The sequence below is a fragment of the Chryseobacterium gwangjuense genome (assembly GCF_021311115.1).
GTDB classification, from domain to species: Bacteria; Bacteroidota; Bacteroidia; order Flavobacteriales; family Weeksellaceae; genus Chryseobacterium; species Chryseobacterium gwangjuense.
Genome location: NZ_JAJTNP010000004.1, coordinates 292,128 through 317,176, shown reverse-complemented (window position 1 = coordinate 317,176; position 25,049 = coordinate 292,128). Strand labels below are relative to the sequence as shown.

General features: G+C 34.7%; 21 protein-coding genes. 12 read left to right on the top strand and 9 right to left on the bottom strand.

Translation table 11 applies throughout. The annotated features are described in order from the left end of the window. Positions 1-25: 25 nt before the first annotated feature. The 10 genes from LV842_RS10145 to nhaA all read left to right on the top strand — a co-directional run bounded on the left by LV842_RS10145 (position 26) and on the right by nhaA (position 12,585). Entirely contained in the window at positions 26-253 is a 228-nt protein-coding gene (locus LV842_RS10145; protein WP_039365754.1) for a DUF6814 family protein, read from the top strand. A gap of 61 nt (positions 254-314) precedes the next feature. Next, a complete protein-coding gene (locus LV842_RS10140; protein ID WP_233111331.1) occupies positions 315-509 on the top strand; it encodes a hypothetical protein in 195 nt (64 codons plus the stop codon). Beyond that, the gene (locus LV842_RS10135) at positions 502-3,213 is read left to right on the top strand and encodes an ATP-binding protein (RefSeq protein WP_233111436.1); all 2,712 of its coding nucleotides are present in this window, start codon (positions 502-504) and stop codon (positions 3,211-3,213) included. The genes LV842_RS10140 and LV842_RS10135 overlap by 8 nt, the downstream gene beginning before the upstream one ends. Further along, complete coding sequence (locus LV842_RS10130; protein ID WP_233111330.1) at positions 3,210-3,572, top strand: response regulator transcription factor; 363 nt, start codon at positions 3,210-3,212, stop codon at positions 3,570-3,572. Before LV842_RS10135 ends, LV842_RS10130 begins: the two co-directional genes overlap by 4 nt. Before the next feature lie 166 nt (positions 3,573-3,738). Then, positions 3,739-5,637, top strand: coding sequence for an AMP-binding protein (locus LV842_RS10125; RefSeq protein WP_233111329.1), 1,899 nt, complete (start codon positions 3,739-3,741; stop codon positions 5,635-5,637). Continuing rightward, a complete protein-coding gene (gene acs / locus LV842_RS10120; RefSeq protein ID WP_317207296.1) occupies positions 5,570-7,594 on the top strand; it encodes an acetate--CoA ligase in 2,025 nt (674 codons plus the stop codon). The genes LV842_RS10125 and acs overlap by 68 nt, the downstream gene beginning before the upstream one ends. 60 nt (positions 7,595-7,654) lie before the next feature. Then, positions 7,655-8,608, top strand: coding sequence for a DUF6438 domain-containing protein (locus LV842_RS10115; protein WP_233111327.1), 954 nt, complete (start codon positions 7,655-7,657; stop codon positions 8,606-8,608). A gap of 119 nt (positions 8,609-8,727) precedes the next feature. Next, positions 8,728-9,093: a hypothetical protein gene (locus LV842_RS10110; RefSeq protein ID WP_233111326.1), complete on the top strand. Its 366-nt coding sequence runs from the start codon at positions 8,728-8,730 to the stop codon at positions 9,091-9,093. 106 nt (positions 9,094-9,199) lie between these two features. After that, on the top strand, positions 9,200-11,404 hold the full coding sequence (locus LV842_RS10105; protein WP_233111325.1) for a RelA/SpoT family protein: 2,205 nt from the start codon (positions 9,200-9,202) through the stop codon (positions 11,402-11,404). 11 nt (positions 11,405-11,415) lie between these two features. Then, positions 11,416-12,585, top strand: coding sequence for a Na+/H+ antiporter NhaA (gene nhaA, locus LV842_RS10100; RefSeq protein ID WP_233111324.1), 1,170 nt, complete (start codon positions 11,416-11,418; stop codon positions 12,583-12,585). Between the two features lie 84 nt (positions 12,586-12,669). Here the strand turns inward: nhaA and LV842_RS10095 are convergent, their stop codons facing one another. Together LV842_RS10095 and LV842_RS10090 are read right to left on the bottom strand one after the other, a co-directional pair. Then, positions 12,670-13,689, bottom strand: a complete 1,020-nt coding sequence (locus tag LV842_RS10095) for a YihY/virulence factor BrkB family protein (RefSeq protein ID WP_233111323.1) — start codon at positions 13,687-13,689, stop codon at positions 12,670-12,672. Positions 13,690-13,692: 3 nt separating this feature from the next. Next, positions 13,693-14,715 (bottom strand): DUF4421 family protein, encoded by a 1,023-nt coding sequence (locus LV842_RS10090; protein WP_233111322.1) that lies wholly within the window; start codon positions 14,713-14,715, stop codon positions 13,693-13,695. Between the two features lie 124 nt (positions 14,716-14,839). Between LV842_RS10090 and LV842_RS10085 the strand changes: the two genes are divergently transcribed. Next, positions 14,840-15,313 carry a 23S rRNA (pseudouridine(1915)-N(3))-methyltransferase RlmH gene (locus LV842_RS10085; RefSeq protein WP_233111321.1) on the top strand — a complete coding sequence of 158 codons (474 nt, stop codon included), beginning with the start codon at positions 14,840-14,842 and terminating at the stop codon, positions 15,311-15,313. A 10-nt stretch (positions 15,314-15,323) separates the two neighbouring features. Here the strand turns inward: LV842_RS10085 and LV842_RS10080 are convergent, their stop codons facing one another. From LV842_RS10080 to secD, 6 genes are all read right to left on the bottom strand, one after another. Continuing rightward, positions 15,324-15,779, bottom strand: a complete 456-nt coding sequence (locus tag LV842_RS10080) for a tRNA (cytidine(34)-2'-O)-methyltransferase (protein ID WP_233111320.1) — start codon at positions 15,777-15,779, stop codon at positions 15,324-15,326. Positions 15,780-15,850: 71 nt separating this feature from the next. Next, positions 15,851-16,672 carry a tetratricopeptide repeat protein gene (locus LV842_RS10075; protein WP_233111319.1) on the bottom strand — a complete coding sequence of 274 codons (822 nt, stop codon included), beginning with the start codon at positions 16,670-16,672 and terminating at the stop codon, positions 15,851-15,853. Then, positions 16,669-17,235, bottom strand: a complete 567-nt coding sequence (locus LV842_RS10070; protein ID WP_233111318.1) for a phosphatase PAP2 family protein — start codon at positions 17,233-17,235, stop codon at positions 16,669-16,671. Before LV842_RS10070 ends, LV842_RS10075 begins: the two co-directional genes overlap by 4 nt. A 9-nt stretch (positions 17,236-17,244) precedes the next feature. Beyond that, the gene (locus LV842_RS10065) at positions 17,245-17,583 is read right to left on the bottom strand and encodes a Sec-independent protein translocase subunit TatA/TatB (protein ID WP_233111317.1); all 339 of its coding nucleotides are present in this window, start codon (positions 17,581-17,583) and stop codon (positions 17,245-17,247) included. Between the two features lie 60 nt (positions 17,584-17,643). Continuing rightward, complete coding sequence (locus tag LV842_RS10060) at positions 17,644-18,861, bottom strand: TCR/Tet family MFS transporter (RefSeq protein WP_233111316.1); 1,218 nt, start codon at positions 18,859-18,861, stop codon at positions 17,644-17,646. Positions 18,862-19,032: 171 nt separating this feature from the next. After that, positions 19,033-21,945 (bottom strand): protein translocase subunit SecD, encoded by a 2,913-nt coding sequence (gene secD / locus LV842_RS10055; protein WP_233111315.1) that lies wholly within the window; start codon positions 21,943-21,945, stop codon positions 19,033-19,035. A gap of 215 nt (positions 21,946-22,160) precedes the next feature. On the opposite strand from secD, the gene LV842_RS10050 reads away from it, so the two are divergent. Then, positions 22,161-23,522, top strand: coding sequence for a PQQ-dependent sugar dehydrogenase (locus LV842_RS10050; protein ID WP_233111314.1), 1,362 nt, complete (start codon positions 22,161-22,163; stop codon positions 23,520-23,522). Between the two features lie 117 nt (positions 23,523-23,639). Here the strand turns inward: LV842_RS10050 and hemN are convergent, their stop codons facing one another. Beyond that, complete coding sequence (gene hemN / locus LV842_RS10045) at positions 23,640-24,998, bottom strand: oxygen-independent coproporphyrinogen III oxidase (protein WP_233111313.1); 1,359 nt, start codon at positions 24,996-24,998, stop codon at positions 23,640-23,642. Positions 24,999-25,049: the final 51 nt, after the last annotated feature.

Genomic DNA, 25,049 nt, shown 5'->3' with positions numbered 1-25,049 from the left:
TTTTATTAATTTTAAAACAACTAAAATGAACGGACTAAAAAAAATATTAGGCATACTTTGGATAGCCATCGCACTGGTGGTGGGATATTTCGGAATTACGGTTTTGGGAATCCCCAAAATCACCTCAGGAAAACAGGAAGATCTGGTCTTCGGAATCATCATCTTGTTTGTTCTGATGCCGATTATCTCAGGCGGATTAGCCATTTTCGGCTATTATGCTTTAACCGGAGAGTATTCTGACGATAAAGTTTAAACAAAATAAGTTAGTGATAATTGGCGGATATTTTCTGTCCGTCAATTATTTTTTATAGATCATGAAAAAAAGACACGAACAAAAGCTCATCATCCTGAGTATCGGACTCCTTATTGCTTTTAGCATTCCAGTTTCATTGCTGTTCAACAGTGACAGGGAGGTTTTCGGCTACCCAATGATCCTTATTTACATTTTCGTGATCTGGATGATTTCCATCATTATTTCTTTTGTAATCGTAAAAAAATATGATGAGTAGTTTTGCGTTATTTACCGTGGTTTTGTTTTATCTAGCCCTTTTGTTCTTAGTCGCTCATCTGGCGGAGAAGAAAAAGAGTAAGCTTTGGATCAACAATCCCTATATCTATGCGCTTTCTCTGGCGGTGTATTGCACAGCCTGGACGTACTACGGAAGTATTGGTGTTGCCGCAACAAGCGGGCTCAACTACCTTCCGATTTACATTGGTCCCATCATGATTATTCCGGCATGGATTTACATCAATACCAGAATTGTACGAATTTCAAGAGTGAATAAAATCAGTAGTTTAGCAGATTTTATCTCGCTAAGATATGGGAACAGCAGAAGTTTCAGTGCCATCATTACCATTGTTTGTCTTCTAGCTATTGTACCCTACATCGGTTTGCAGATCAAAGCGATTTCAGAAACTTTTCACCTGGTAACAGAAACTGCAATGTCTAAAGATATTCTAACGGATAATGCTACTTTTGTTGTCGTTTTAATCGCGTTGTTTTCATCCTATTACGGAACAAGATATGTTGATGCTTCAGAAAAAAGGTTGGGAATTATTTCAGCTATTGCTTTAGAAAGTTTTTTAAAACTTTTTTTCATTATTATTTTAGGATTTTTCGTTATTTATTTTGTGTTTGATGGGTTTTCAGACATCTATGAAAAGGCGAGTAAATTTGAAGATTTTAAAGCAAAAAATACGTTCAACGGGATTGAAGATGCCATGAACTGGATGGTTCTTTGCCTGATTTCAGGAACTGCAATCTGTATCCTTCCAAGACAATTCCACACTGCGATTGTTGAAAACAGACAGGAAAAACATATCAAAACTGCCATTTGGTTTTTCCCGCTTTACTTATTGATTTTCACCGTATTTATCTTCCCGATTGCATGGGGAGGAAGATTGATTTTTGACGGACAAAAAGTAAATCCTGAGTTCTACTCTATTTTAATTCCGCAACATTTTGATAATACATGGATTACAGTTTTTGTTTTTCTTGGTGGTTTAAGTTCTTGTATTTCCATGATTATTATTTCTGCAATCACTTTGTCTATCATGCTTTCCAACAATTTAATTATTCCTTACGGGCTATTAGGAAAGCTTAAGTCTGAAAATGAAGCCCAAAATAACAAACTCATTACCAATATCAGAAAATTCAGCATTTTCGCATTGATCATCATGGCGTTTGCTTTTTATAAATACTTTATTTTAAAAACTTCGCTCGATTCGGTGGGACTGATTTCATTTGTGGTAATTGCTCAGTTGGCACCTGCATTTTTCGGGGCTATTTTCTGGAGAAGAGGAACTTATAAGGGAGCAGTAATCGGATTATTAGCAGGTTTGGCAATTTGTTATTTCGGATTGATTATTCCTCAATATTATTTTTCCTACAATCAGGAATTCAAAGGAGTTATAAGGGAATTGTATGATTCTTTTGAGTTCTTTAAAATTTATTTTTTAGGTAAAATTCCACAGATTTTCTTTTGGTCAATTTTAGTGAACACAGGTTTATTTACTATTCTTTCCGTGAGCAGTAAAGGAAATTACCGTGAACGAAATTTTGCCGAATTATATGTTGACATTGATAAATATATTCAAAATCACGAAAACGCATTTATATGGCGTGGAACCGCCTATGTTTCAGATATTAAGAATATTTTGGAAAGGTTTTTAGGCAAAAATAAAACCGAACAGGCATTAAGAATTTTCAATTTAAAATACAATATTGATTCTCAAGCAGAAACGGCAGATTCAAGGTTTATTAAATTTTCGGAAAACCTGTTAGCAGGAAGAATAGGAACTGCTTCAGCCAAAATTTTAATTGAAGGCGTGACAAAAGAAGATAAAATATCTTTAAAGGAAGTTTTAAATATTTTAGAGGAATCCAAAGAAAACATTACGCTTAATAAAAAACTGACCGAGCAATCGGAGGAACTTCAAAAACTGTCTGATGACCTTAGAAAAGCCAATGAAAGTTTAATCATCAAAGATCATCAAAAAGACGATTTTCTTGATTCTGTTGCCCATGAATTGAGAACTCCGATTACAGCCATTCGTTCTGCCGGAGAGATTTTGGCAGATGATGACGATATTCCTTTAGATATCAAAAGAGAATTTTTAAATAATATCATCACAGAATCTGACAGACTGAGTGAAATCATCAATGATATTCTTTATTTGGACAAACTTCAGCACGGAGAAATCGTTTTACACATTCAGGAAAATAATATTATTGAAACCTATAAAAAAGCATTAAATCCACTTCTGCATTTGATTCAGCAAAAAAATATTCATTTGAGTGAAGTTATCCTTCTCAATCAATTTTTATTTGAATATGATGAAGCAAGAATGATTCAATTATTTCAGAATATTTTAGGAAATGCTTTAAAGTTTACTGATGAACAGGGAACCATTCAGACTAAATTGTCTGAAAAAGAAAACCGTTTAATCATTAAGATTTTTAATACCGGAAAACATATTCCCGAAGAAGACTTGGAAATGATTTTTGATAAATTCTATCAGTCGAAAAATCAAAATATTTTAAAACCGACTGGAAGCGGATTAGGACTTGCTATTTCAAAGAAAATTGTACAAGCTCAAGGCGGAACCATAAAAGCAGACAATAGCGGATTAGGTGTTACTTTTACCATCACCCTTCCCGAAAAAATAAAAGAGCATAAAAATGAAGTTGAACAACACAAACACACCTTATGAAAAAGATAATTATTGCAGATGATGAACACAAAATATTAATGTCACTGGAATACAGTTTCAAGAAAAACGGTTACGACGTTTTCATCGCCAGAGACGGAACAGAAGTTTTAGATTTTTTAAAAGTGATGATTCCTGATGTGATTTTACTGGATATTATGATGCCCAATCTTGATGGATACAGTACATTGGAACTCATCAAACAGGACGAAAAACTAAAAAACACTAAAGTCATTTTCTTAAGCGCCAAAAACAATCCGAAAGATATTGAAAGAGGGTTGGAAATGGGAGCTGATGCGTATGTCACAAAACCTTATTCTATAAAAAAACTGATGCAACAGATTGAGGAAATGTTTGAGTAGACTAAAAGATGGTAGAGAAAAGATAAAAGACTTGTACATACCGTCATTACAAGCGAAGTAAAACAATCTCATTAAAGATAATTTTTTCAACCATTAAGATTAATGTAAGGATAAGAGATTGCTTCGTCGCTACGCTCCTCGTAATGACTTAAAACATAAAATTACTATGAATGCAGATATTTTATTTAAAAGAAGTATAGAAGACAAAGAGAATTTCTGGAAAGAACAGGCTCAGGAAATCGACTGGTTTGAGTTTCCTACGCAGATTCTTTCAAAAGATGAAAATGACTATGCTCAATGGTTTTCCGACGGAAAGCTGAATATGTGTTATTTATGTATCGATAAGCATATTGAAGATGGGCTCGGAGATCAGGTTGCAATTGTTTACGATTCTCCGGTTACCAACCAGAAGAAAACCTATACTTTCCATCAGGCAAAAGAAGAAATTTCAAAATTAGCTGGAGGTCTAATTTCTTTAGGCTTAAAAAAAGGAGACACAACAGTTATTTATATGCCGATGATTCCACAAACATTGTTTGCCATGTTGGCTTGTGCAAGGATTGGAGTGATACACAATGTCGTTTTCGGAGGTTTTGCACCGACCGAACTGGTGGTGAGAATCGATGATTGTAAACCGAAAGCTTTAATTACAGCAACCGCAAGAGTTGAAATTGCCAAGAGAATTCCGTATTTACCTTTGGTTGAAAAAGCTGTTGAATTGGCACAGGATAAAGTTGACAATATTATCGTTTACAACAGAAAATTGGTAGATAATCAACATGAGATGTTTGATGGGCTCATTGATTACGAAGAATTAGTTCAACAATCAGAACCTGCAGATTGTGTTTCCATTGAATCTACTCACCCACTCTATTTATTATACACATCAGGAACGACAGGAAAACCCAAAGGAATCACGCGTGACACAGGTGGTTATGCAGCAGCTTTAAAGTTTTCCATGAAATATATTTACGGTGTAGAACCCGGAGAAACCTATTGGGCTGCATCTGATTTTGGCTGGGCAGTCGGACATAGTTTTTCGGTTTACGGGCCATTAATTAATAGAAACACCACAATTATTTTCGAAGGAAAACCCATCATGACTCCTGATGCAGGAACATTTTGGAGGATTGTTTCAGAATATAAAGTTTCGGTGATGTTCACCGCTCCGACAGCAATTCGCGCCATAAAAAAAGAAGATCCGAACGGAGAATTGGTGAAAAAATACGATCTAAGCCATTTTAAAAAACAATTTTTAGCCGGAGAAAGATGTGATGTTGCGACTTTGGATTGGTTTGCAGAACATATCGGAGTTCCTGCGATCGATCATTGGTGGCAAACTGAGTCAGGTTGGCCAATGTTAGGTTTAATGACTTTTGATGAAAACTACAAAATTAAAAGAGCATCTGCCGGAAAACCAATTCCCGGCTATGACATTAAAATTTTTGATGAAAACGGATATGAACTCGATGCGCATCAGGAAGGTTATTTAATCATCAAACTACCACTTCCTCCAGGTGCTTTACTGGGAATCTGGAATGATAATGATCGTTTTCAAAACAGTTATTTATCACAATACAACGGATATTATTTTTCAGGAGACGGTGCGATAAAGGACGAAGACGGATATATTTTCATCACGGGAAGAGTTGACGATGTCATTAATGTTGCAGGACATCGACTTTCGACCTCTGAAATGGAGGAAATTGTTTCTTCACATCCCGATGTTGCTGAGTGCGCCGTTGTCGGAATTGACGATGAACTGAAAGGGCAGATTCCTTTTTCTTCAGTTGTTTTAAAAAACGGTTCATCAATTTCCGAAGAAGAAGTAGAAAAAGATATTGTGAAAACGGTTCGTGAAAAAATCGGAGCGGTTGCCTGTCTAAAAAATGTAATGATTGTAAAACGCTTACCTAAAACACGTTCGGGAAAAATTTTAAGAAAACTGATAAGAACCTTATTAGACGGAAAAGAATTTCAAATTCCATCGACGATTGATGATGAGAAAATCATTGAAGAAATTCAGCAAAAAATCGAGGAATACAGGGCTAAAACAAGAAATTAAGTATACATTTAATCTAAATAAAATTCAAACTTCAAAAAACGAAAGGGATATGAGAAATTACCTAATAGAAGATTTACCACACTATTTTGAGGAGTATAAAAAGTCTATCAAAAATCCTAAGAAATTCTGGGACAAGATAGCTGATCAAAATTTTGTGTGGTATCAGAGATGGAGCAAGGTCGTAAAATATGATATGAATGAAGCGAAAATCACCTGGTTTAAAAATGCAAAATTAAATATCACCAAAAACTGTTTAGACAGACACCTTTCCGTAAGAGGCGACAAAACCGCGATTATCTGGGAACCGAACGATCCTCAAGAAGCAGCACAGCATATTTCTTACAACGAATTATATACGAGAGTCAACAAAACAGCGAATGTTTTAAAGGAAATGGGCATCGAAAAAGGTGACAGAGTCTGCATCTATCTTCCGATGATTCCGGAATTGGCAGTTACCATGTTGGCTTGTGCAAAGTTGGGAGCCGTTCATTCCGTGATTTTTGCAGGATTTTCTGCATCTGCCGTTTCTTCAAGAGTGAATGACTGTGGGGCAAAAATGGTGATTACTTCAGACGGAAGCTACAGAGGAAACAAGGTTTTAGATTTGAAAAGCATTGTTGATGAAGCGCTGGAAAAAACACCCACGGTAAAATCTGTTTTGGTTGTGAAAAGAACCAACAATAAAATCAAAATGAAGGAACACAGAGATTTTTGGTTGGCCGACTTGTATGAAAAAGCTTCCGCAGATTTTGTGACGATGATTATGGATGCTGAAGATCCACTTTTCATTTTGTACACTTCCGGTTCTACGGGAAAACCGAAAGGGATGCTTCACACTTGCGCCGGATACATGGTTTACACAGCTTATACTTTCAAAAATGTATTCAATTATAAAGAAAACGATATTTATTGGTGTACTGCGGATATCGGATGGATTACAGGACACTCGTACATTCTTTACGGACCGCTTTTAAATGGAGCAACAACTGTAATTTTCGAAGGAGTTCCTACTTATCCTGAGCCAGACAGATTCTGGGAAGTCATTGACAAACATGAAGTTACTCAGTTCTACACCGCTCCGACCGCAATTCGTTCATTAGCAAAAGAGAGCACAGAATGGGTTGATAAACATGACCTTAGCTCATTAAAAGTAATTGGATCTGTTGGTGAACCAATAAACGAAGAAGCTTGGCATTGGTTTAATGACCATGTTGGAAAGAAAAAATGTCCGATTGTAGATACGTGGTGGCAAACCGAAACGGGAGGAATTATGATTTCGCCACTTCCGTTTGTAACGCCCACAAAACCGACTTACGCCACCCTTCCACTGCCGGGAATTCAACCTGTCTTGATGGATGATAAACGTAATGAAATTTCCGGAAATCAGGTGACAGGAAATCTTTGTATCCGTTTTCCATGGCCGGGAATTGCAAGAACAATCTGGGGCGATCATCAACGGTATAAAGAAACCTATTTCTCAGCTTTTCCAGGAAAGTATTTCACAGGTGACGGTGCTTTGAGAGATGAAGTCGGATATTACAGAATTACCGGTCGTGTAGATGATGTGATTATTGTTTCAGGGCATAATTTAGGAACAGCACCGATTGAAGACAGTATTAACGAACACCCTGCAGTAGCGGAATCTGCAATTGTAGGCTATCCTCATGATATTAAGGGAAATGCCTTGTACGGATTTGTTATTTTAAAAGATTCCGGAGCCAATAGAAAGCAGGAAAATCTCGTAAAAGAGATCAATCAGTTGATTTCAGATCAAATCGGACCTATTGCAAAGCTGGATAAGATTCAGTTTGTTTCCGGGCTTCCGAAAACACGTTCCGGAAAAATCATGCGTAGAATTTTGAGAAAAATTGCAGAAGGGGATTTCAGTAATTTTGGAGATATTTCTACACTTTTAAATCCTGAGATTGTAGAGGAAATTAAAAATGAACGAATTTAATTTAAATAATTTAGAGCCTGTTTAATTTTTTAAGCAGGCTATTTAATTTTAAAAACTCACATGACGAAAATAATTTACCTTTTAATTGGAATTTTTCTTCTGCAGTCTTGCGAGAAAAAAGAGCTTAGTGAAAGTGAAATTTTAGACATCATTCATTCACAGGAAGGTTATGAAAATTTACATTTAAAGGCAGACTTTCTTACAGGTAATACATTGGTGGATTCAACAAACAAAATTAAAAAAGTTCTTAATGATGAAAACTTTAAATCAATCTATGAAGCTGATTTTAATAACGATGGTAAAATAGACTATCTTGTAAATCTTTCGTACAAAAAATCTTTAGATAGTAATGACGTTATAAAAAATTATATCGCAAAAGATAATTACCAAACTATTGTTTTATTAAGCAGAGATAAAGGATACACATTTCTAAATCCCGGAAAAGGAAATATTTATCAAATTGTTGCGGCAAAAATAATCCAGTATAAAAATCAGCCCTTTATTAAAATGATTCGCTATCATACAGACTTCGACAGTTCTACTGAAATATTTGATGTTGATACTTTAATGATTAAAAACAATGAATTGATGGAGTATTATTCTAAAATTAAAAAACATAAAATCAAAAAAATAATTTTCACGCAGAATAAACTTTTTTCAACCAAAAAAATATACCGGTTAACATTAACGGAAGATTCTCTTCTTTTAAATTCTGACCATTATAAAAATTTAAGGGGAAATTTTTCAGGAGAAGGCTATGCGGGTTTTCAGAAGTTGGCAAACGATCTTAATGAAGTTAATTTTTCAAAAATAAATGATAGATATCCTTTTTGGAGTGATGATTTTTTTGTAGCAACTGAAATCACTTTCGATAATGGGAAATCAAAAGAAATTTACGATTACAACGGAAAAAGATATCTGTGGTTAATTAATTTTTATGAAAAAATAGACACTCTTATGGCTAAGCAGAAATGGGTTGAAATAGAATATCCATCTGCAAAGAAAAATAGATAAATTCTTAATTTCATATAAATAACTATAGACAAAACAATTAATACAAAATTTAATTTAAAAATTATCAAAATATTCAAAATTTAATTGTTAACTTTAAGTACAATTTAAAACTATTGCTTATGTCAAATATATTAGCTGGATTATTTGAACATCACAGCGATTACAAAAAGCTCGAAGCCGATTTAGAAAACTCAGGTTTCCCAAGTTCTGATTATATTGTCTATCTGAATGACACCCCACATCATTCACAGTACCTTGTAAGTGTAGCCGTACAGGATACTAGCCAAACAAACATTGCAACAGATGTTTTCACCAAAAATGCTGTTCACAAAACTTATCTATTTGAAAATATGAGTATTGAGCAAGCTGATTATGTTCATTTAAAAGGATATATTGATGCAAGAAATAAAGCTGAAATCCATAACAGCCCTGAAGTAAGAATAAAAGCATCAAGTACAGGTATAGATTCTGAAGTAAAATTCTGATACATATAAAATTCTAATAGCCAAAAATCCGTAGAGTCGTCTACGGATTTTCTTATTTGAAAAATGTTTATTTTTTTGTATATTCGTTTTAAACATAGGTATTCACATGAGTTACGACTTAGAACAAGAAAACAAAGAAATTCTTGCGAGATATAAAGATTTAATTTCAAATACATACAGAACTTTGGATGAGGAAAATAATAAACTTATCCGAAAAGCATTTGATATTGCTTTAGATGCCCATAAAGAACAGAGAAGAAAGACCGGAGAACCTTATATTTACCATCCTATTGCTGTAGCTAAAATTGTGGCAACAGAAATTGGTTTGGGTGCTACCTCTATTGCCTGTGCTCTTCTCCATGACGTAATTGAAGATTCTGATTATACTTATGACGATTTAAAGAAAATATTCGGAAAAAAAATTGCGGATATCGTGAATGGATTGACGAAAATCTCCATCATGAATCATCAGAATATTTCCGTACAGTCTGAAAATTACAGAAAGCTACTTCTTACCCTTTCTGAAGATTTCAGGGTAATTTTAATCAAGATTGCTGACCGTCTTCATAATATGCGAACCCTGGAAAGCATGGCTCCTGATAAACAGAAAAAAATTGCTTCCGAAACAGTTTACATTTATGCTCCAATGGCTCACCGTTTAGGTTTGTATAACATAAAATCTGAGCTTGAAGATTTATCTCTAAAGTATAACAACCCTGAGATTTATAACGAGATCACGGAAAAACTAGAACTGGCAAAAGAAAACCGTGAAAAATACATTGAAGAGTTTAAGACTGAAGTTTCAGAGCAATTAAAAGAAGAAGGCTTAAATTTCACCATAAAAGGCAGAGCAAAAGCCATCTCTTCCATTTATCGAAAAATGCTGAAACAAGGCGTTTCTTTTGAAGAGGTTTTTGATAATTATGCCATTAGAATTATTTATAAATCTGATGCTAAAAATGAAAAATTTTTGGCTTGGAAAATATATTCTATTGTAACCGATGTTTACCACACCAATCCATCCAGAATGCGTGACTGGATCACCCAGCCCCGTTCTACAGGGTACGAAAGTTTACATTTAACCGTTCTTGGTCCTGATAAAAAATGGATTGAAGTTCAGATCCGTTCTGAAAGAATGGACGAAATCGCAGAAAAAGGTGTTGCAGCACACTATAAATACAAGGAAGGATATAAGCAAAGCTCTGATGACCGGAATTTTGAAAAATGGGTCACTGAAATACGCGATGTCCTTGAACAACAGCAAAACCTTTCTACTTCTGAACTTCTGGATAACATAAAGCTTAATTTGTATTCCAAGGAGGTCTTTGTCTTTACTCCTAAAGGGGAGATCAAAATTCTGCCTACCAATGCTACAGCTTTAGATTTTGCTTTTGCAGTGCATTCAGATTTAGGGATGAAATGTTTGGGGGCAAAAATAAACGGTAAACTCGTTCCTATTTCTTATACGCTTCAAAACGGAGATCAGATAGATATTCTTTCTTCACAGAATCAGAAACCCAAATCCGACTGGCTTGAATTTGTAGTGACTTCAAAAGCTAAATCTAAGATTAAAAGTTATTTGAATTCCCAAAAAAACCAATTGGTAGAAGAAGGAAAAGAAACCCTACAAAGAAAACTTCGTCACGCAAAAATTAATTTTAATGATGAAGAAATTAATAAACTGCAAAAATTCTTTAATCTTAAAAGTTCACAGGAATTATTTCTTAAGTTTCAAAATAACGAACTGGATGCAAGCAGTTTAAGAAAATATATTGAGAGTAAAAACGTTTTCAACAATTTACTTTCCAGATTCCGAAAATCACCTGCTAAAAATACGCTCTATGAAGAGCCTAAGGAGCAGAATCTGGACATGATTGTTTTCGGGAAAGATGAAGAAAAGCTAAATTACAGCTATGCCAAATGCTGTACCGTAATTCCCGGAGATAAAATTTTCGGATTTATTACCATTTCTGACGGGATTAAAGTTCACAGCGACAATTGTCCGAATGCAATCAATCTCCGAGCTCAGTATGATTACAGGGTAATTCCTGCAAAATGGGTAAATGCGGAAAGCTTCCAAAACAGAATAAAAATTGAAATTGAAGGACTGGACAGAATGGGGATGATCAACGATATCACCACCGTAATAAGCGGAGCAATGGGAATGGATATGAAAAGTATGTCTATTGAATCCAATAACGGAATTTTCAACGGAACCATCAACCTTGAGGTAAAGAACCGAAGCCAATTGGAAGAAACCTTCAAAAAGCTTAAGGATATCAACGGAATTTCAAGAATCAGAAGAATGTAATTTTATAGAACATGAATTTAAGTTTATATTTTAAAAAATTCTTCAACAGCAGTCAGTTTTCAGGAATTTTACTCATTTTGTGTGTTGCAATCTCTTTACTGATTGCCAATTCGTCTAGTAGTGAAAGTTTTCAGCTTTTTTTAGATAAAAAAATAGGTACTTCAGTATTTCATTTGGAATACCCGATAAGCGTCTGGATTAATGATGGTTTGATGGCTGTTTTTTTTCTTTTAGTAGGTCTTGAAATCAAAAGAGAAATAATAGAAGGAGAACTTTCTTCCTTTAAAAACGCTTCACTCCCTATTTTTGCGGCAGTGGGCGGAATGATTGTTCCGGCTGCTATTTTCACCATTTTTAATTCCGGAACCCCATATGAAAATGGCTGGGGAATTCCTATGGCAACAGATATTGCATTCTCTCTGGCTATTATTTCTATGCTTGGAAGCAGGATTCCAAATTCCATCAAGATTTTTCTGGCTGCTTTGGCTATTGTGGATGATTTGGGAGCTATACTGGTAATTGCCATCTTCTATACCGATCAGATACACTGGATTTATTTATTACTATCACTAGGAATAACCACCCTATTGTTTATTTTAAACTTTTTAAAAGTCAAAAAACTTATTTTTTATATCATTCCGGGATTATTTTTATGGTATTTCCTTCATCATTCCGGAATTCATGCTACGATTGCAGGAGTTTTACTTGCATTTTCAATTCCTACCAATGAATCCAATACAGAAATGTCTCCCTTAGAAAAACTGGAACATCATCTGCATTTTCCGGTAAGCTTTTTAATCATGCCTGTATTCGCTCTTGCCAATACAAATATCACTTTCAAAAACGGAATGGTTGACGGATTGACCAATACTTTAGGACTCGGAATTATCTGTGGACTGATTTTAGGTAAATTAATTGGCATCAACTTATTCTCTTTTCTAGCTATCAAATTAAAAATAAGCTCATTACCACAGAATAGTTCCTGGCTACAAATGATCGGTGTAGGTTGTTTGGCAGGAATTGGTTTTACGATGTCCATTTTCATCGCCTTACTTTCTTTTAAAACAGAAATTCAGATTCAGGATGAAGCCAAGTTTGCCATCTTGATTGCCTCATTTTTATCTGCGCTTTTAGGTTTTATTATTTTGAAAGCAAGCTCCAAGAAGTTTTCGGGAAATTAAAATTTTAGGTTTAAAGAAATATATTGTAATTAAAAAAAGAATTTTCAATCAGGAAAGATTATATAACTTGTGTTTAGATTTAGCTCAGACTTTAAAATTATTTTCCTGATTTAATTTTCTCGTATGCTCAGCATCAGCTTCCAATCCGGGTTCTTTAATCTCCGCATGATAGCCTAAAGCTTCTTTTTGAAGTTCATCTGAAAGTAATTTTTCAAGTCTTAATTTTCTGATTGCCATATTCAGCTCATTTCCGAATAAAAGCAGGTATACGTTCACATTTACCCAAACCATCAAAAGAATCATACTTCCGATAGAGCCATATAGAACGTTGTACCTGGCGATATCTTTTACATAAATGGCAAAAATATAAGTGGTAAGTACAAATAAAACTGTCGTTAGAATTGCTCCGGGAATAGCCTGTCTGAATCTCGTAATTTTCACCGTCCCCAACCAGTAAAACATTGCCAAAAGGATGAAATAAAACAAAGGAAATGAAACAAACCCGATGATCTTCGAAAGATTATTGACCAGCCAGGAAATATCGTAAGACGGGGTAAAAAGTTTCATTACGACCTCTACATAATACACTCCAAAAAGTGCTAAAAATACGATCAGAATAAACCCGATTGTAATGAAAAATGAGAGGATAAATTCTTTTACATCGGTCAGTTTTTCTTCAGAATTTTCATTAAAACCATTAATTAATGAAAAAGTGCCATTCGTAGCAAAAACCAATGCCAGAATAATGGTCAAGTTACTTATTCCCTTCATATTAGGAATAATATTCGTTTCTATATAGCCTCTTACATCTCCTTCCATATTGGATGGAAATACATTATGCATCAAAACCTCAAAAATATAGAACTGAAGCTTATCATAATGCGGCATATAAGGCAATACGGAAAGTAAGAACAAAATAAAAGGGAATAAACTTATGGTAAAACTCCAGGAAATCGCCGCCGATTTTCTCCCGATTTTTCCTTTAAAAATCCCCGAAATATAGATTTGAAACATCTGCCAAAGTGATATTCCCAGTACAGGAATATGAATGCTGTCAAAAAACTCTTGAATTTTCAAGATAAATCTAGGAAGTTTTATACCCATTTTTTACTTTAAAATATTGTCTATTTTATCGAAGTTTCTGTTTACAAATGTAGGGGAATTAAACCGGAAACCAACTCCCACGCGGAACAACCATTGTGTTGTTGAATAAAAATTCTCATTAGAGCTCTTAATCCAATTCAACTGAAATCCTCCACCAAAAAACCATTTCCCGTTATCATATCCCATTCTCGCATTGGAATACAACCCGACATTAAACTCGTGAAAGTCTTCACCTATCAATTTTGAATAATAAAACTCCGGATAAGCTTCCACTATTGTATACCAATTACTTTTGATTTTTTTCTGCACTCCTCCACCCGATCTTAGAGCAATTCTGAAATCTTTTGAAGGAGAATCATTCACATTTTCACTAAAAATCTCACCCTGATAAACCGTTTTATTAAGATCACTGAGAATATTATACTGATAAAATAATCCGGTACTTACAACGAAAACATCTTTCAGGGGTTGATACGTCATATTATTGAAACTTCTGTAATCGGTTTTATTTCCTAACCACAGATAGCTTGTTTCGCCTTTAAAGGATCTATATTTTGCATCAGGAAACTGCAAATATCCTTCTTCATTGTAATTTTCACCGTAAATCAAACGCATAAATTCTTTTGTATCCTGAAAATACAAACCTTTCACTTTACTAAAATAAACATATTGCCTGAGTTTCGGGCTAATAAAAAAGGCAAATCCTATATTGAAATACTTTGTTTTTCCTTTCTCAGGATCATCATTATTGATGCGTGTCAATTTCGGAGCAAGTGAGAAGCTGACATCCAGCCATCGATAGCGCAAGAAAAACTCGGTGTAGAAAGCATCATTGGGTCTTAATCGAAAAACTTTGTCCTGGTATAATAAACCAAAAGTATTGTGAAGATAACTTAGTCCTGCAACCACCGCAATCTTATTTCTATCCTCTTCCGTAGATTTCTTGCCCTCGTTTTCCTTAATTTCCTGGGCATTAGAAATTAAAGAGAAGTAAAAAAGCAGAAAAGAAAGGGTTTTAGCTTTCATCGGATTGGTGTTCTAACAAAAGTAATGATTTTTTTAAACTTAAAAACAGTCTAAAAACTCCGCAAATTATGACTTTCTTTAATTTATGAATATCTTTGGCCTTGTAACTATTTAAAGACAGAAAATGCAGATTAATTTACTTTGTATTGGTAAAACGGACGATAAAGAAATCACTTCATTAATCAGCTACTATCTGAAACGTCTCCCCAAACACTGGAATTTTGAAATCATGGAAATCCCGGATGTAAAAAATGCCAAAAACCTTACTCCTGATCTTTTAAAAAAAGAAGAAGCCAAATTATTTCTGAATCATATTGATAAAAACGATTTGGTGATCATTTTAGATGAAAAAGGGAAACAGTTTACCAGTCGGGAATTTGCACAAAAAATAGATACCTGGATGAATTCATCCGTAAAGAAAATCCATCTTTTGATAGGCGGTGCTTATGGTTTTTCTGATGAAATCTATAACAGAACCAACGAAAAAATGTCATTATCTAAAATGACATTTACGCACCAAATGATTCGGTTATTTATCGTTGAACAATTGTATCGTGCCGATCAGATTTTACAAGGAAAACCTTACCACAATGATTAATTCTTTTAAACTAAATTTTTAGACCTATCTGTCTTTTAGCCTCACCTACCACAAAAGCAACAGAATTAGCAATATTAAAGCTTCTGATTAATGTAGACATTGGAATCGTTAAATGATTTTCAAAGCGAGCCAACACTTCTTTGCTTAAACCTACACTTTCTTTCCCGAAAACAAGCCAATCGCCATCCTGAAAATCAGTTTCCAGATAGGATTTTTCGGCATGTGAACTCATCAGGAAAACACGGGAAAGATCAGGAATGGTTTCTATCCATTCATTTACATTGGCATACTCGGTTACATCCAGATGAACCCAATAATCTAATCCTGAACGTTTCAGATTTTTATCATTAATTACAAATCCAAAAGGATGGATAAGGTGCAGCCGACTTTCGGTTCCTACACATAATCTTCCGATATTTCCTGTATTATTCGGTATTTCAGGTTCTACAAGAACGATGTTTAGCATGAAATTTATATTGATTTAAAAATTTTTATAGATAAGAAATTAATCTTTTGTGGTTTTATATAATATTTTGGTTATTTTTTCTCACATTTTGTATAATACTCTGTCAAAAGAGCTTTTTCATACCCCAAACTTACCGCTTTATCTAAGTTTGTACAGGCTTCTTTAGGTTTTGCGGTATCAATTAGGATTAAAGCTTTTGTAACATAAGCCTGAGCAAATTTCGGATCAATTGAAATCGACTTGTTAACATCAGCAAGGGCTTCTTTTGTTTTTTTCAATTTAAGATAAATATCTCCTCTTCCGCTGTATAATAATGATTCCGGCTTTTCTGAGATTAGCTGATTATAATCTTTTAAAGCCCCTTCCAGGTCGCCATTTCTTTTCTTAAGATTAGCCAACCCCGTTCTTGCAAAAATATTATCCGGAGCAAAGCTTAAAACATGATTCAGATCCTTCTGTGCCAAATCTTTTTTGCCCAGATTCTCATATATTTTTGAACGTAACAAATAAAGATCTGCATTGTCTGTTTCCTCAAGGCTAATCCCTGTATTCACATATTCTAAAGCCTTCGTTTTGCTTCCTTTCTGATTATGTAAAGAAGCCAGATTTTCATATACAGAAACGGATCTTGGATTTGATTTTAAAGCAGATTCATAAGATTTGAATGCTTGAGGTGTTTTCCCGAGTCTTCTCTGTGAAGTTCCCAGTTTATCGTAATATTCTGATTGAAATTTTTGAATGTGTTCTTTTTCGGCAAGCTTAAGATATTGCTCTTCTGCACATTTATAATTGGCTTTGCTGAAGCATTCTTCTGCTATTTTTTTATCCTGACTATGGAATAACTGAACGGTTGAAAAGGTTGCAAAAGTAAATAGTAATAGATGTTTTTTCATATAGTTTTAGTTTGTTTGTTGATCACTTTTTTTGCGAGCATAGCAAAAAGCCCTCCCAATAAAGATCCAACAAACGCCCCCACCAAAATATCTATCGGAAAATGCACGCCTAAATAAATTCTGCTGTAAGCCACTACTGCAGCCCACACAAATATAAAATAAGGAAACCAATTTAGCTTATTTTTTAATAAAAAACTTAAATAAGTTGCTAAAAAGAAAGTATTGGAAGCATGCGCCGAATAAAAACCAAACTGACCACCACATTTTACAATCCTCATATGGTCTTGTAAACTCGGGTCATGACATGGTCTTAATCTCGCAACTCCATATTTAAAAATGCCTGCAAGCTGATCAGAAATAGTAACTCCGATCGCGATAAATATTAATATAAAAATAAAAGATCTTAGCTTGTAATTTTTGAAAAGCAGATAACAGAAAATAATATAAAGCGGAACCCATATCCAAGTGCTTGAAATCAACATCCAAAACTGATCGAAAGACGAACTCCCTAAATTGTTTAGATATAAAAATACATTTTTATCTTCCTGAATAATTTCTTCCATACTCTATTTCTATCTGCTTACAGGTCCTTCATAAGTTTCATCGTCTGAAGGTTTTGGTTTTTCCTGCTCCACTTTATTAGAAGATGGTTCGGTTAAGATATCTTTTTCAATATCTTTCATAGGATTGAAATCTTTGGCAGCATCTTTTACCTTCTCAATCTCACGTTTAATTTCAGAAACAGGGTTATCTGTTTCTTTCATAATCTCAGTTTTGATATCCTCTACTGCTCCACGCATTTTTCTTACACCTGAACCAAGATCACGTGCAATCTGAGGAAGTTTATCCGGTCCGAATAGCACAACGATTGCTATTGCAATCAATGCCATTTCTCCAATGCTTAATTCCATGCCGTAAAATTACAAAAGATTATACACAAATAAGATGTTAAATTGAATTTTAAACAAATTTTAAGATTTCTTTTTCTTAAATCCGAAATAGGTAATCAAAACACTCACCGTCATCAAGATAAAAGCAAGGAAGAATGGTGCTCCGGCAAACTTAAACGAAGTATTTTTATCGGTAAAATGATAGAATAAATAGGTCATTATCGGCGGACCAATAGCTGCTGTTACACTCATTAAACTGGTTAATGCACCTTGCAATTCCCCTTGTTCATTGGGAGGAACTCCTTTTGTAATCACAGACTGTAATGAAGGACCACAAATACCACCTAAACAGTAAGGAATAAGGATTACAAACATCATCCATCCCTGAGTCGCAAAAGCGAACAACAACATACCTATTGCGTATAGCCCTAATCCATAATAAATACTTTTATAATCTCCTAATCGGGTTGCAGTCCAACGAATCAATCCTCCTTGAACCAATCCTACCAAAAGTCCTACTACTCCGAGTGAAATTCCTACCATTTTTTCATCCCAGTCAAATTCATGCATGGTAAAATAACTCCAGTTGGTCTGAACAGCGTGTCCCGCAATGTATATCAGGAACAAAGCTACAACCAATCCCGAAAGTTCAGGGTGTTTTCCTAAAAACTTAAGCGAACCTATCGGGTTAGCTCTTTTCCAGTCAAATTCTCTTCGGTGTTCTTTATCTAAACTTTCCGGAAGTATAAAATAACCGTAAAGAAAATTGATTAAACATAAAACAGCAGCAGCATAGAAAGGAACTCTTGCTCCGTAATGTCCTAAAACTCCTCCTAAAACAGGCCCTATAATAAATCCCAACCCAAAAGCAGCTCCAATCAGCCCGAAATTCTTTGCACGATCTTCATTTGTAGAAATATCGGCAATATAAGCACTTGCCGTTGTAATGCTTGCTCCGGTAATTCCGGCAATAACTCTTCCTACAAACAATAACCAAATAGTGGGTGCAAGCGCAAGGAAAATATAATCTATAGCAAAACCAAAAAGTGAAATCAGAATAATCGGTCTTCTTCCAAACTTATCACTCAGATTACCAATAACCGGAGAAAATATAAATTGGGTAAAAGCATAAGCAAAACTCAACCACCCTCCATATTTGGCAGCTTCACTTATATTTCCATGAATAAGCTCTTCTATTAATTTCGGAATAACGGGAATAATGATCCCCCATCCGGTAATATCAATTAATAAGGTAATAAATATAAAACCAATGGCTGCTTTTTTCTTTGAGTTTTCCATAGTCTACAAAAGTAATCAAATCAAGAAAATAATGTTATTAAATTATTATTAATGTGAAAAGTAAAAGGTTGAAAGTGAAAGGTTAATCTTAAACGGCAAATTCTGAAACTTTAACGTACAAAAAAAACCTTTCAAGTTGAAAGGCTTTTTTCTTATTTATTGTAGTCTAAATTATTTTGAAGCAAGTACTTCTTTGTCTGTAGTCGACTTACCACGAACTTCATCTTCCTTACCGGTTTTCAAGAAGTCGTAAGCAATTGCCGATGCTACGAAGATTGATGAATAGGTACCGAATCCGATACCGATTAACATCGCAAACATAAATCCTCTCAAGTTATCTCCACCAAAAATGAAGATGGCCAAGATTACTAAAATCGTAGTAAACGAGGTGTTGAATGTTCTACCTAATGTACTAGAGATAGAATCGTCGAATAATCCTGCTAATGTCAAAGATTTTTTCTCTCTTAAATATTCTCTAATTCTGTCGAAGATAATTACGGTATCATTAATAGAGTAGCCTAATACCGTCAAGATCGCAGCAACGAAATCCTGGTTGATTTCCATATTGAACGGCATAAATTTGTGAAGCAATGAATATGCTCCTAAAATGATAACCGCATCGTGGAATAATGCTGCAACAGCACCAAGAGAGAATTGCCATTTTCTAAATCTCACCAAGATATAGATGAAAATACCCGCTAAAGCTGCAACTACAGCAAGAATACCGTGAGTTTTGATATCGTCTGCAACCGTAGGCCCTACTTTTTCAGAAGAAATGATTCCAGCATGATCTTTATCTGCAGATTTGAAATCTTTTATCGTCATGTTAGCAGGTAAGCTGGATTTTAATCCTTCATATAATTTCTGCTCAACAGTCTGGTCAGCTTTCAAAGATTCGTCTTCGATAAGGTAATCCGTAGAGATTTTCAATTGCTTGTCGTTACCAAAAGTTTTAGCTTCAACAGAAGAATTTTTGCCATCTTCAGTCTGGAATACTTTTACTAAGTTACCTTCAACATCTTCAGCATTGACAGCCTTTTCAAATCTTACCACATAGTTTCTACCTCCTGTAAAATCGATACCGTATTTAAATCCGTGGATTGCAATAGATGCGATACAAACAATCGTTAAAACACCAGAAATGATATAAGCGTATTTTCTTTTTCCGATGAAATCGATCCAAGTGTTTCTGAAAAGATTTTTTGTAGCACCTGTCCAAACAGAAAGGTGTTTTCCTTTATTCAATCTAGAGAAGATCATTACTCTTGAAATCAATACCGAAGTAAAGAACGTCATCAAGATACCGATTCCTAACGTTAATGCAAAACCTTTGATTGGTCCTGTTCCGAAAAGGAAAAGTACACCTGCAGTCAATAACGTAGTTAAGTGACCATCGACAATCGCACTTAATGCGTGTTTAAAACCGTCTTTGTATGCTTCAAGAATACTTTTTCCAGCGAAAAGCTCTTCTTTAGTTCTTTCATAAATAATTACGTTCGTATCTACCGCCATTGCCATTGTCAATACAATACCTGCGATACCAGGAAGCGTAAGTGTTGCATCTACAGAATCCATAATTCCGAAGATGTAGAATAAGTTGATAATCATCGCAATTACCGCATATACACCAGCTCCACCGTAATAGAAAATGATATAAGCAATAATTAATAAGAATGCGATAGCAAATGACATTACACCCGCATCAATAGACTCTTGTCCTAATGAAGGACCTACAACCGTAGCCTGAACTACTTTTGCACCTGCAGGTAATTTACCCGCACCTAAAACGTCTACCAATTCTTTAGCTTCTTCCTGAGAGAAGTTACCAGAAATTTGTGTTCTACCGTTAGGAATAGCGCTTACAACATTCGGAGCAGTATAAACTCTTCCGTCTAGTGTTACAGCAACCGGTTTCCCAACGTTTTTCTCTGTTAAAGTCTTCCATTCTTTAGCCCCTTTAGAATCCATCTGCATGTCTACTACAACTCTGCTTAGCTCGTCGTATCCGATACTTGCAGTTTCAACAGCACCATCTACTGGAGCTTTTTGATTGATGTTACCTCTGATTGCATATAATACTAAACTTTCAGTATCAGTTGCTTCAGGCTTGTAACCCCACATGAACTGTGTATATTTAATGTTAGAAGGACGTAAAGACTGAGCTACTTTGCTATTCAAAATTTTATTTACAGCAGCAGTATCAGATAATTTCACACTTCCAACAGCACTTGGACTCATTGATTTTCCTCCTTGAATGATATTCAGGAAGTTTGTGCTTTTAGCAACACCCATAGAATCTCCTTTTGCAGCTACCATTGTAGTCAATGTTTGGAAATAAGGGGCAATCTCATTGATCTGTTGTACTTCCCAGAATTGAAGTTTAGCAGAAGTCTGAAGCATCTTTTTTACTTTATCGATGTCTTTCATTCCCGGCATTTCTACTGAAATTCTTGCCGTTCCTGGTACTCTCTGTACGTTTGGCTGTACAGCTCCCATTTTATCGATTCTCGTTCTGATAACTTCAAAAGCCGTTCCTACAGAAGCATCAATTTTTCTTTTAACAATGCTCTTTACCTGCTCATCTGATGTATTATACTTTACCTCAGTAAGAGTAGTATTTCCGAAAATTTCAGGATCAGCCAATTTCAGGTTAGTTCCTTTAGCTTTGTTTACTGCATCAAACTGTTCGAAGAAATTATCGATGTAAGATTTTGTAGAATTCTTTTGTGCTTCATCAGTTTTGTTTAAAGCCTCAATAAGAACAGGATTTGTAGAATAATTTGTTAAATCATTTACAAGATCTCTTTGGTTAATTTCCAAAAGAACGTTGATCCCTCCTTTCAAGTCAAGACCAAGTTTCATTTCCTTGTCTTTGGCTTTAGTGTAATAAAGTTTTGTGAATCCCAGGTTCAGAGTATCCTTAGAAAGTTTTGCAATTTCTTTCTGATACTTTTCCGGATTGTCTCCTGCAATAGCAGTTGCCTGCTTTTCAATTTTGCTGGCGTACCAAGTTGGTAATAGCTCATTTAAGCAAATCAACCCTAGTACAATAGCAACAATTGTAATAAGTCCTTTTCCTTGCATTTTGTTATAACTACGTTAAATTAAGTCGGCAAATATAATCATTTTATTGAATTTTATGAATTTTTAACAACAGAAATCGTTTATTTTCAGATATATCGGTATTCTTATTTTCATTTAAGATTTAATAATTTTTTCGGGTTATTTTAATGAATTTTTCAAAGGTTGATTGGTATGAAATTTTCATTATGATTTAATACACTAAATATCAAAATATTATGAAAAAACTACTTTTTTGCGCAAGTATTTTTTCTTCCTTTATTATTAATGCTCAAAGTATTAATTTAGAAGAATTTGCTACGGGATTTACCGCACCCGTCGAAATTGCACATGCTAATGACAACAGGATGTTTGTCGTACAGCAAAACGGAATCATAAGAATTGTACAGCCCAATGGCAGTATCAATCCAACCAATTTCCTGAATATCAGTTCAAAAATAACCTATGGTGGAGAAAGAGGACTTTTAGGGCTTGCTTTCCATCCTCAATATGCCATAAATGGGTATTTTTTTGTTTATTATAACGATACCAGCGGAAACATTACCGTAGCCAGATATACTCAAAGCTCAAATCCTGATGTTGCTGATGCGAGTACCGAAAAAATTATCCTCAATCAGTCCAAACCCTTCGATAATCATAATGGAGGAAGTATTCATTTTGCTCCGGATGGTTACCTATGGATTGTAACCGGAGATGGCGGAAGTGGCGGAGATCCTAATAATAATGCTCAAAATAAAAATTCACTTTTAGGAAAATTACTAAGACTAGATATCAATTCTACCGGACCTTACAATATTCCTTCTGGAAATCCTTTTGTGGGTATTGACGGAGCCGACGAAGTCTGGTCTTATGGATTACGAAACGCCTGGAAATTTAATTTTGATACCGTTTCCGGAAATGTGATGATTGCAGATGTTGGCCAGGGCCAAATAGAAGAAATTAACAGAATGCCTCTAACACAAGCAGGAATTAATTATGGATGGAGATGCTACGAAGGAAATAATGCTTATAATACAGCAGGTTGTGCAGCACAATCAACCATGACTTTTCCTGTTGCCGTATATGATCATTCTGGAGGAAAATGCTCAATCACGGGAGGTTATATTTACAGAGGAACTCAATATCCTGCCTTGCAAGGAAAATATGTTTTTGCAGATTATTGTTCAACTCAAATCGGAATTTTAAATCCTGATAATTCCATCGTTTGGACGACAGCATTTTCCGGAAATAATTTTTCGACTTTCGGGATCAATAATCAGAATGATTTGTTTGTAGCTGCAGTGAACAACGGAAAAATATTTAAAATCACATATGGAACACTGGCTACAGAAGAAAACAATTTTTCAACTCAGATAAAAATCTATCCCAATCCGGCTTCAAAAAAAGTTTTTATTGATGGGGTAAAAGGCAAGGATATTTCAATTGAAATCTTTAGCGCTGAAGGAAAAAAAGTAGTAGAACAGGCAAAAATTGAAAATAACAACAGTATTGATATTTCGGGAATTCCTTCAGGAGTTTATTTCATCAACATCAATTCTGGAAATCTGAAATCTTACAGCCAGAAATTAATTATTAAATAAAATATTTCCAGAGCACAAAAAAACCTTAATCATTTTTTGATTAAGGTTTTTTTTAACACATCAATAAATTATCATTGATTTTATTTTGAATAATTTAAACAATTTATAATTTAAAAATTAAATCGTCATAGAGAAAATCCTCGTTTCCGGTTTATTTCTCATCATTCTCAGATCAAAAACCATGGCTACATTTCTCGTAAATGCTCTTCCTTTTTCCGTTATTTTTATTTGATTGTCATGAATTTCTACCAACTCATCATTCTCCATTTCCTTCAACATTTCAAATGCATTTTCCAATTCAGGAAATGAATTATTATGATCAAAAGTCGTTTCAAGCTGACACATTAAATTCAAAATATGCCTTCTTATAACTAGATCTTCTTCGTTAAGGATATGCCCTTTTACAACAGGAATTCTACCTTCTTCCACGATAGTCTGATATTCTTCTACCGTTTTTACATTTTGAGCAAAAGCATACCAGGAATCTGAGATCGCAGACATCCCCAAACCAACCATTAGTTGGGTTTTGCTTGAGGTATATCCCATAAAATTTCTGTGTAATTTCTTTTGAATCAAAGATTGATACAAATCATCATGTTCCAAAGAGAAATGATCCATTCCCACTTCAATATAGCCTAATTCTTCAAGTAATTTTTTACCATCCTCATACAAACGGCGCTTTTCTTCACCACTAGGAAGGTCATTTTCATCAAAACCTCTTTGTCCGACACCTTTCACCCATGGAACGTGTGCATAAGAATAAAACGCCAAACGATCCGGCTTCAGCTCCATTGTTTTACGGATTGTATTTTCCATCGCTTCCCAGGATTGATGTGGAAGACCGAAAACCAAGTCATGACTGATTCCTCTGTAACCAATCTCTTTGGCCCATTCTGTCACTTCTTTCACCTTTTCAAAAGACTGAATTCTGTTGATCGCCTTCTGCACTTTCGGATCATAATCCTGAACCCCAAAACTTACTCTTCTGAAGCCCAAATCATATAATGTCTGAAGATGTTGTCTACTTGTATTATTCGGATGTCCTTCAAATGAGAACTCAGGATGCTCTGCAATTTCCACAGTCTCAAAAATACCTTCCAGTAAAGTCTTTAAGTTTTCCGGTGAGAAAAAAGTTGGCGTTCCTCCTCCTAAGTGAAGTTCTTTCAGTTTAGGTTTTTCATTGAACAACTGAAGGTAAAGTTGCCATTCTTTCAAAACGCTTTCCAGATATGGAATTTCAACACTATGTTGTTTCGTTATACGCTTATGACATGCACAAAAAGTACACAATGCTTCGCAGAAAGGCAGGTGAATATAAATAGAAATCCCCTCTCCTCCATTGGTTTCCTTAAACGTCCTGATTACACTTTCCGTCCATTTTTCCGGTGAAAAAGTACTGTCGTCCCAGTATGGAACAGTAGGATAAGAAGTGTAACGAGGTCCGGGAATATTATATTTATCTATTAAAGAATTCATTTTAGATTTAATTTTAACTGAATTTCAAATTGAAATTTCTTAATGCAAAAT

Bases quoted from the DNA above. Each gene is read 5' to 3' on its own strand.
- LV842_RS10080 (WP_233111320.1), bottom strand. From the start codon at position 15,779: ATGCTAAACATCGTTCTTGTAGAACCTGAAATACCGAATAATACAGGA.
- LV842_RS10140 (WP_233111331.1), top strand. From the start codon at position 315: ATGAAAAAAAGACACGAACAAAAGCTCATCATCCTGAGTATCGGACTC.
- LV842_RS10145 (WP_039365754.1), top strand. From the start codon at position 26: ATGAACGGACTAAAAAAAATATTAGGCATACTTTGGATAGCCATCGCA.
- LV842_RS10085 (WP_233111321.1), top strand. From the start codon at position 14,840: ATGCAGATTAATTTACTTTGTATTGGTAAAACGGACGATAAAGAAATC.
- LV842_RS10070 (WP_233111318.1), bottom strand. From the start codon at position 17,235: ATGGAAGAAATTATTCAGGAAGATAAAAATGTATTTTTATATCTAAAC.
- LV842_RS10125 (WP_233111329.1), top strand. From the start codon at position 3,739: ATGAATGCAGATATTTTATTTAAAAGAAGTATAGAAGACAAAGAGAAT.
- LV842_RS10130 (WP_233111330.1), top strand. From the start codon at position 3,210: ATGAAAAAGATAATTATTGCAGATGATGAACACAAAATATTAATGTCA.
- LV842_RS10115 (WP_233111327.1), top strand. From the start codon at position 7,655: ATGACGAAAATAATTTACCTTTTAATTGGAATTTTTCTTCTGCAGTCT.
- nhaA (WP_233111324.1), top strand. From the start codon at position 11,416: ATGAATTTAAGTTTATATTTTAAAAAATTCTTCAACAGCAGTCAGTTT.
- hemN (WP_233111313.1), bottom strand. From the start codon at position 24,998: ATGAATTCTTTAATAGATAAATATAATATTCCCGGACCTCGTTACACT.
- LV842_RS10090 (WP_233111322.1), bottom strand. From the start codon at position 14,715: ATGAAAGCTAAAACCCTTTCTTTTCTGCTTTTTTACTTCTCTTTAATT.
- LV842_RS10050 (WP_233111314.1), top strand. From the start codon at position 22,161: ATGAAAAAACTACTTTTTTGCGCAAGTATTTTTTCTTCCTTTATTATT.
- LV842_RS10135 (WP_233111436.1), top strand. From the start codon at position 502: ATGAGTAGTTTTGCGTTATTTACCGTGGTTTTGTTTTATCTAGCCCTT.
- LV842_RS10095 (WP_233111323.1), bottom strand. From the start codon at position 13,689: ATGGGTATAAAACTTCCTAGATTTATCTTGAAAATTCAAGAGTTTTTT.
- LV842_RS10060 (WP_233111316.1), bottom strand. From the start codon at position 18,861: ATGGAAAACTCAAAGAAAAAAGCAGCCATTGGTTTTATATTTATTACC.
- LV842_RS10110 (WP_233111326.1), top strand. From the start codon at position 8,728: ATGTCAAATATATTAGCTGGATTATTTGAACATCACAGCGATTACAAA.
- LV842_RS10075 (WP_233111319.1), bottom strand. From the start codon at position 16,672: ATGAAAAAACATCTATTACTATTTACTTTTGCAACCTTTTCAACCGTT.
- LV842_RS10065 (WP_233111317.1), bottom strand. From the start codon at position 17,583: ATGGAATTAAGCATTGGAGAAATGGCATTGATTGCAATAGCAATCGTT.
- acs (WP_317207296.1), top strand. From the start codon at position 5,570: ATGATGAGAAAATCATTGAAGAAATTCAGCAAAAAATCGAGGAATACA.
- LV842_RS10105 (WP_233111325.1), top strand. From the start codon at position 9,200: ATGAGTTACGACTTAGAACAAGAAAACAAAGAAATTCTTGCGAGATAT.
- secD (WP_233111315.1), bottom strand. From the start codon at position 21,945: ATGCAAGGAAAAGGACTTATTACAATTGTTGCTATTGTACTAGGGTTG.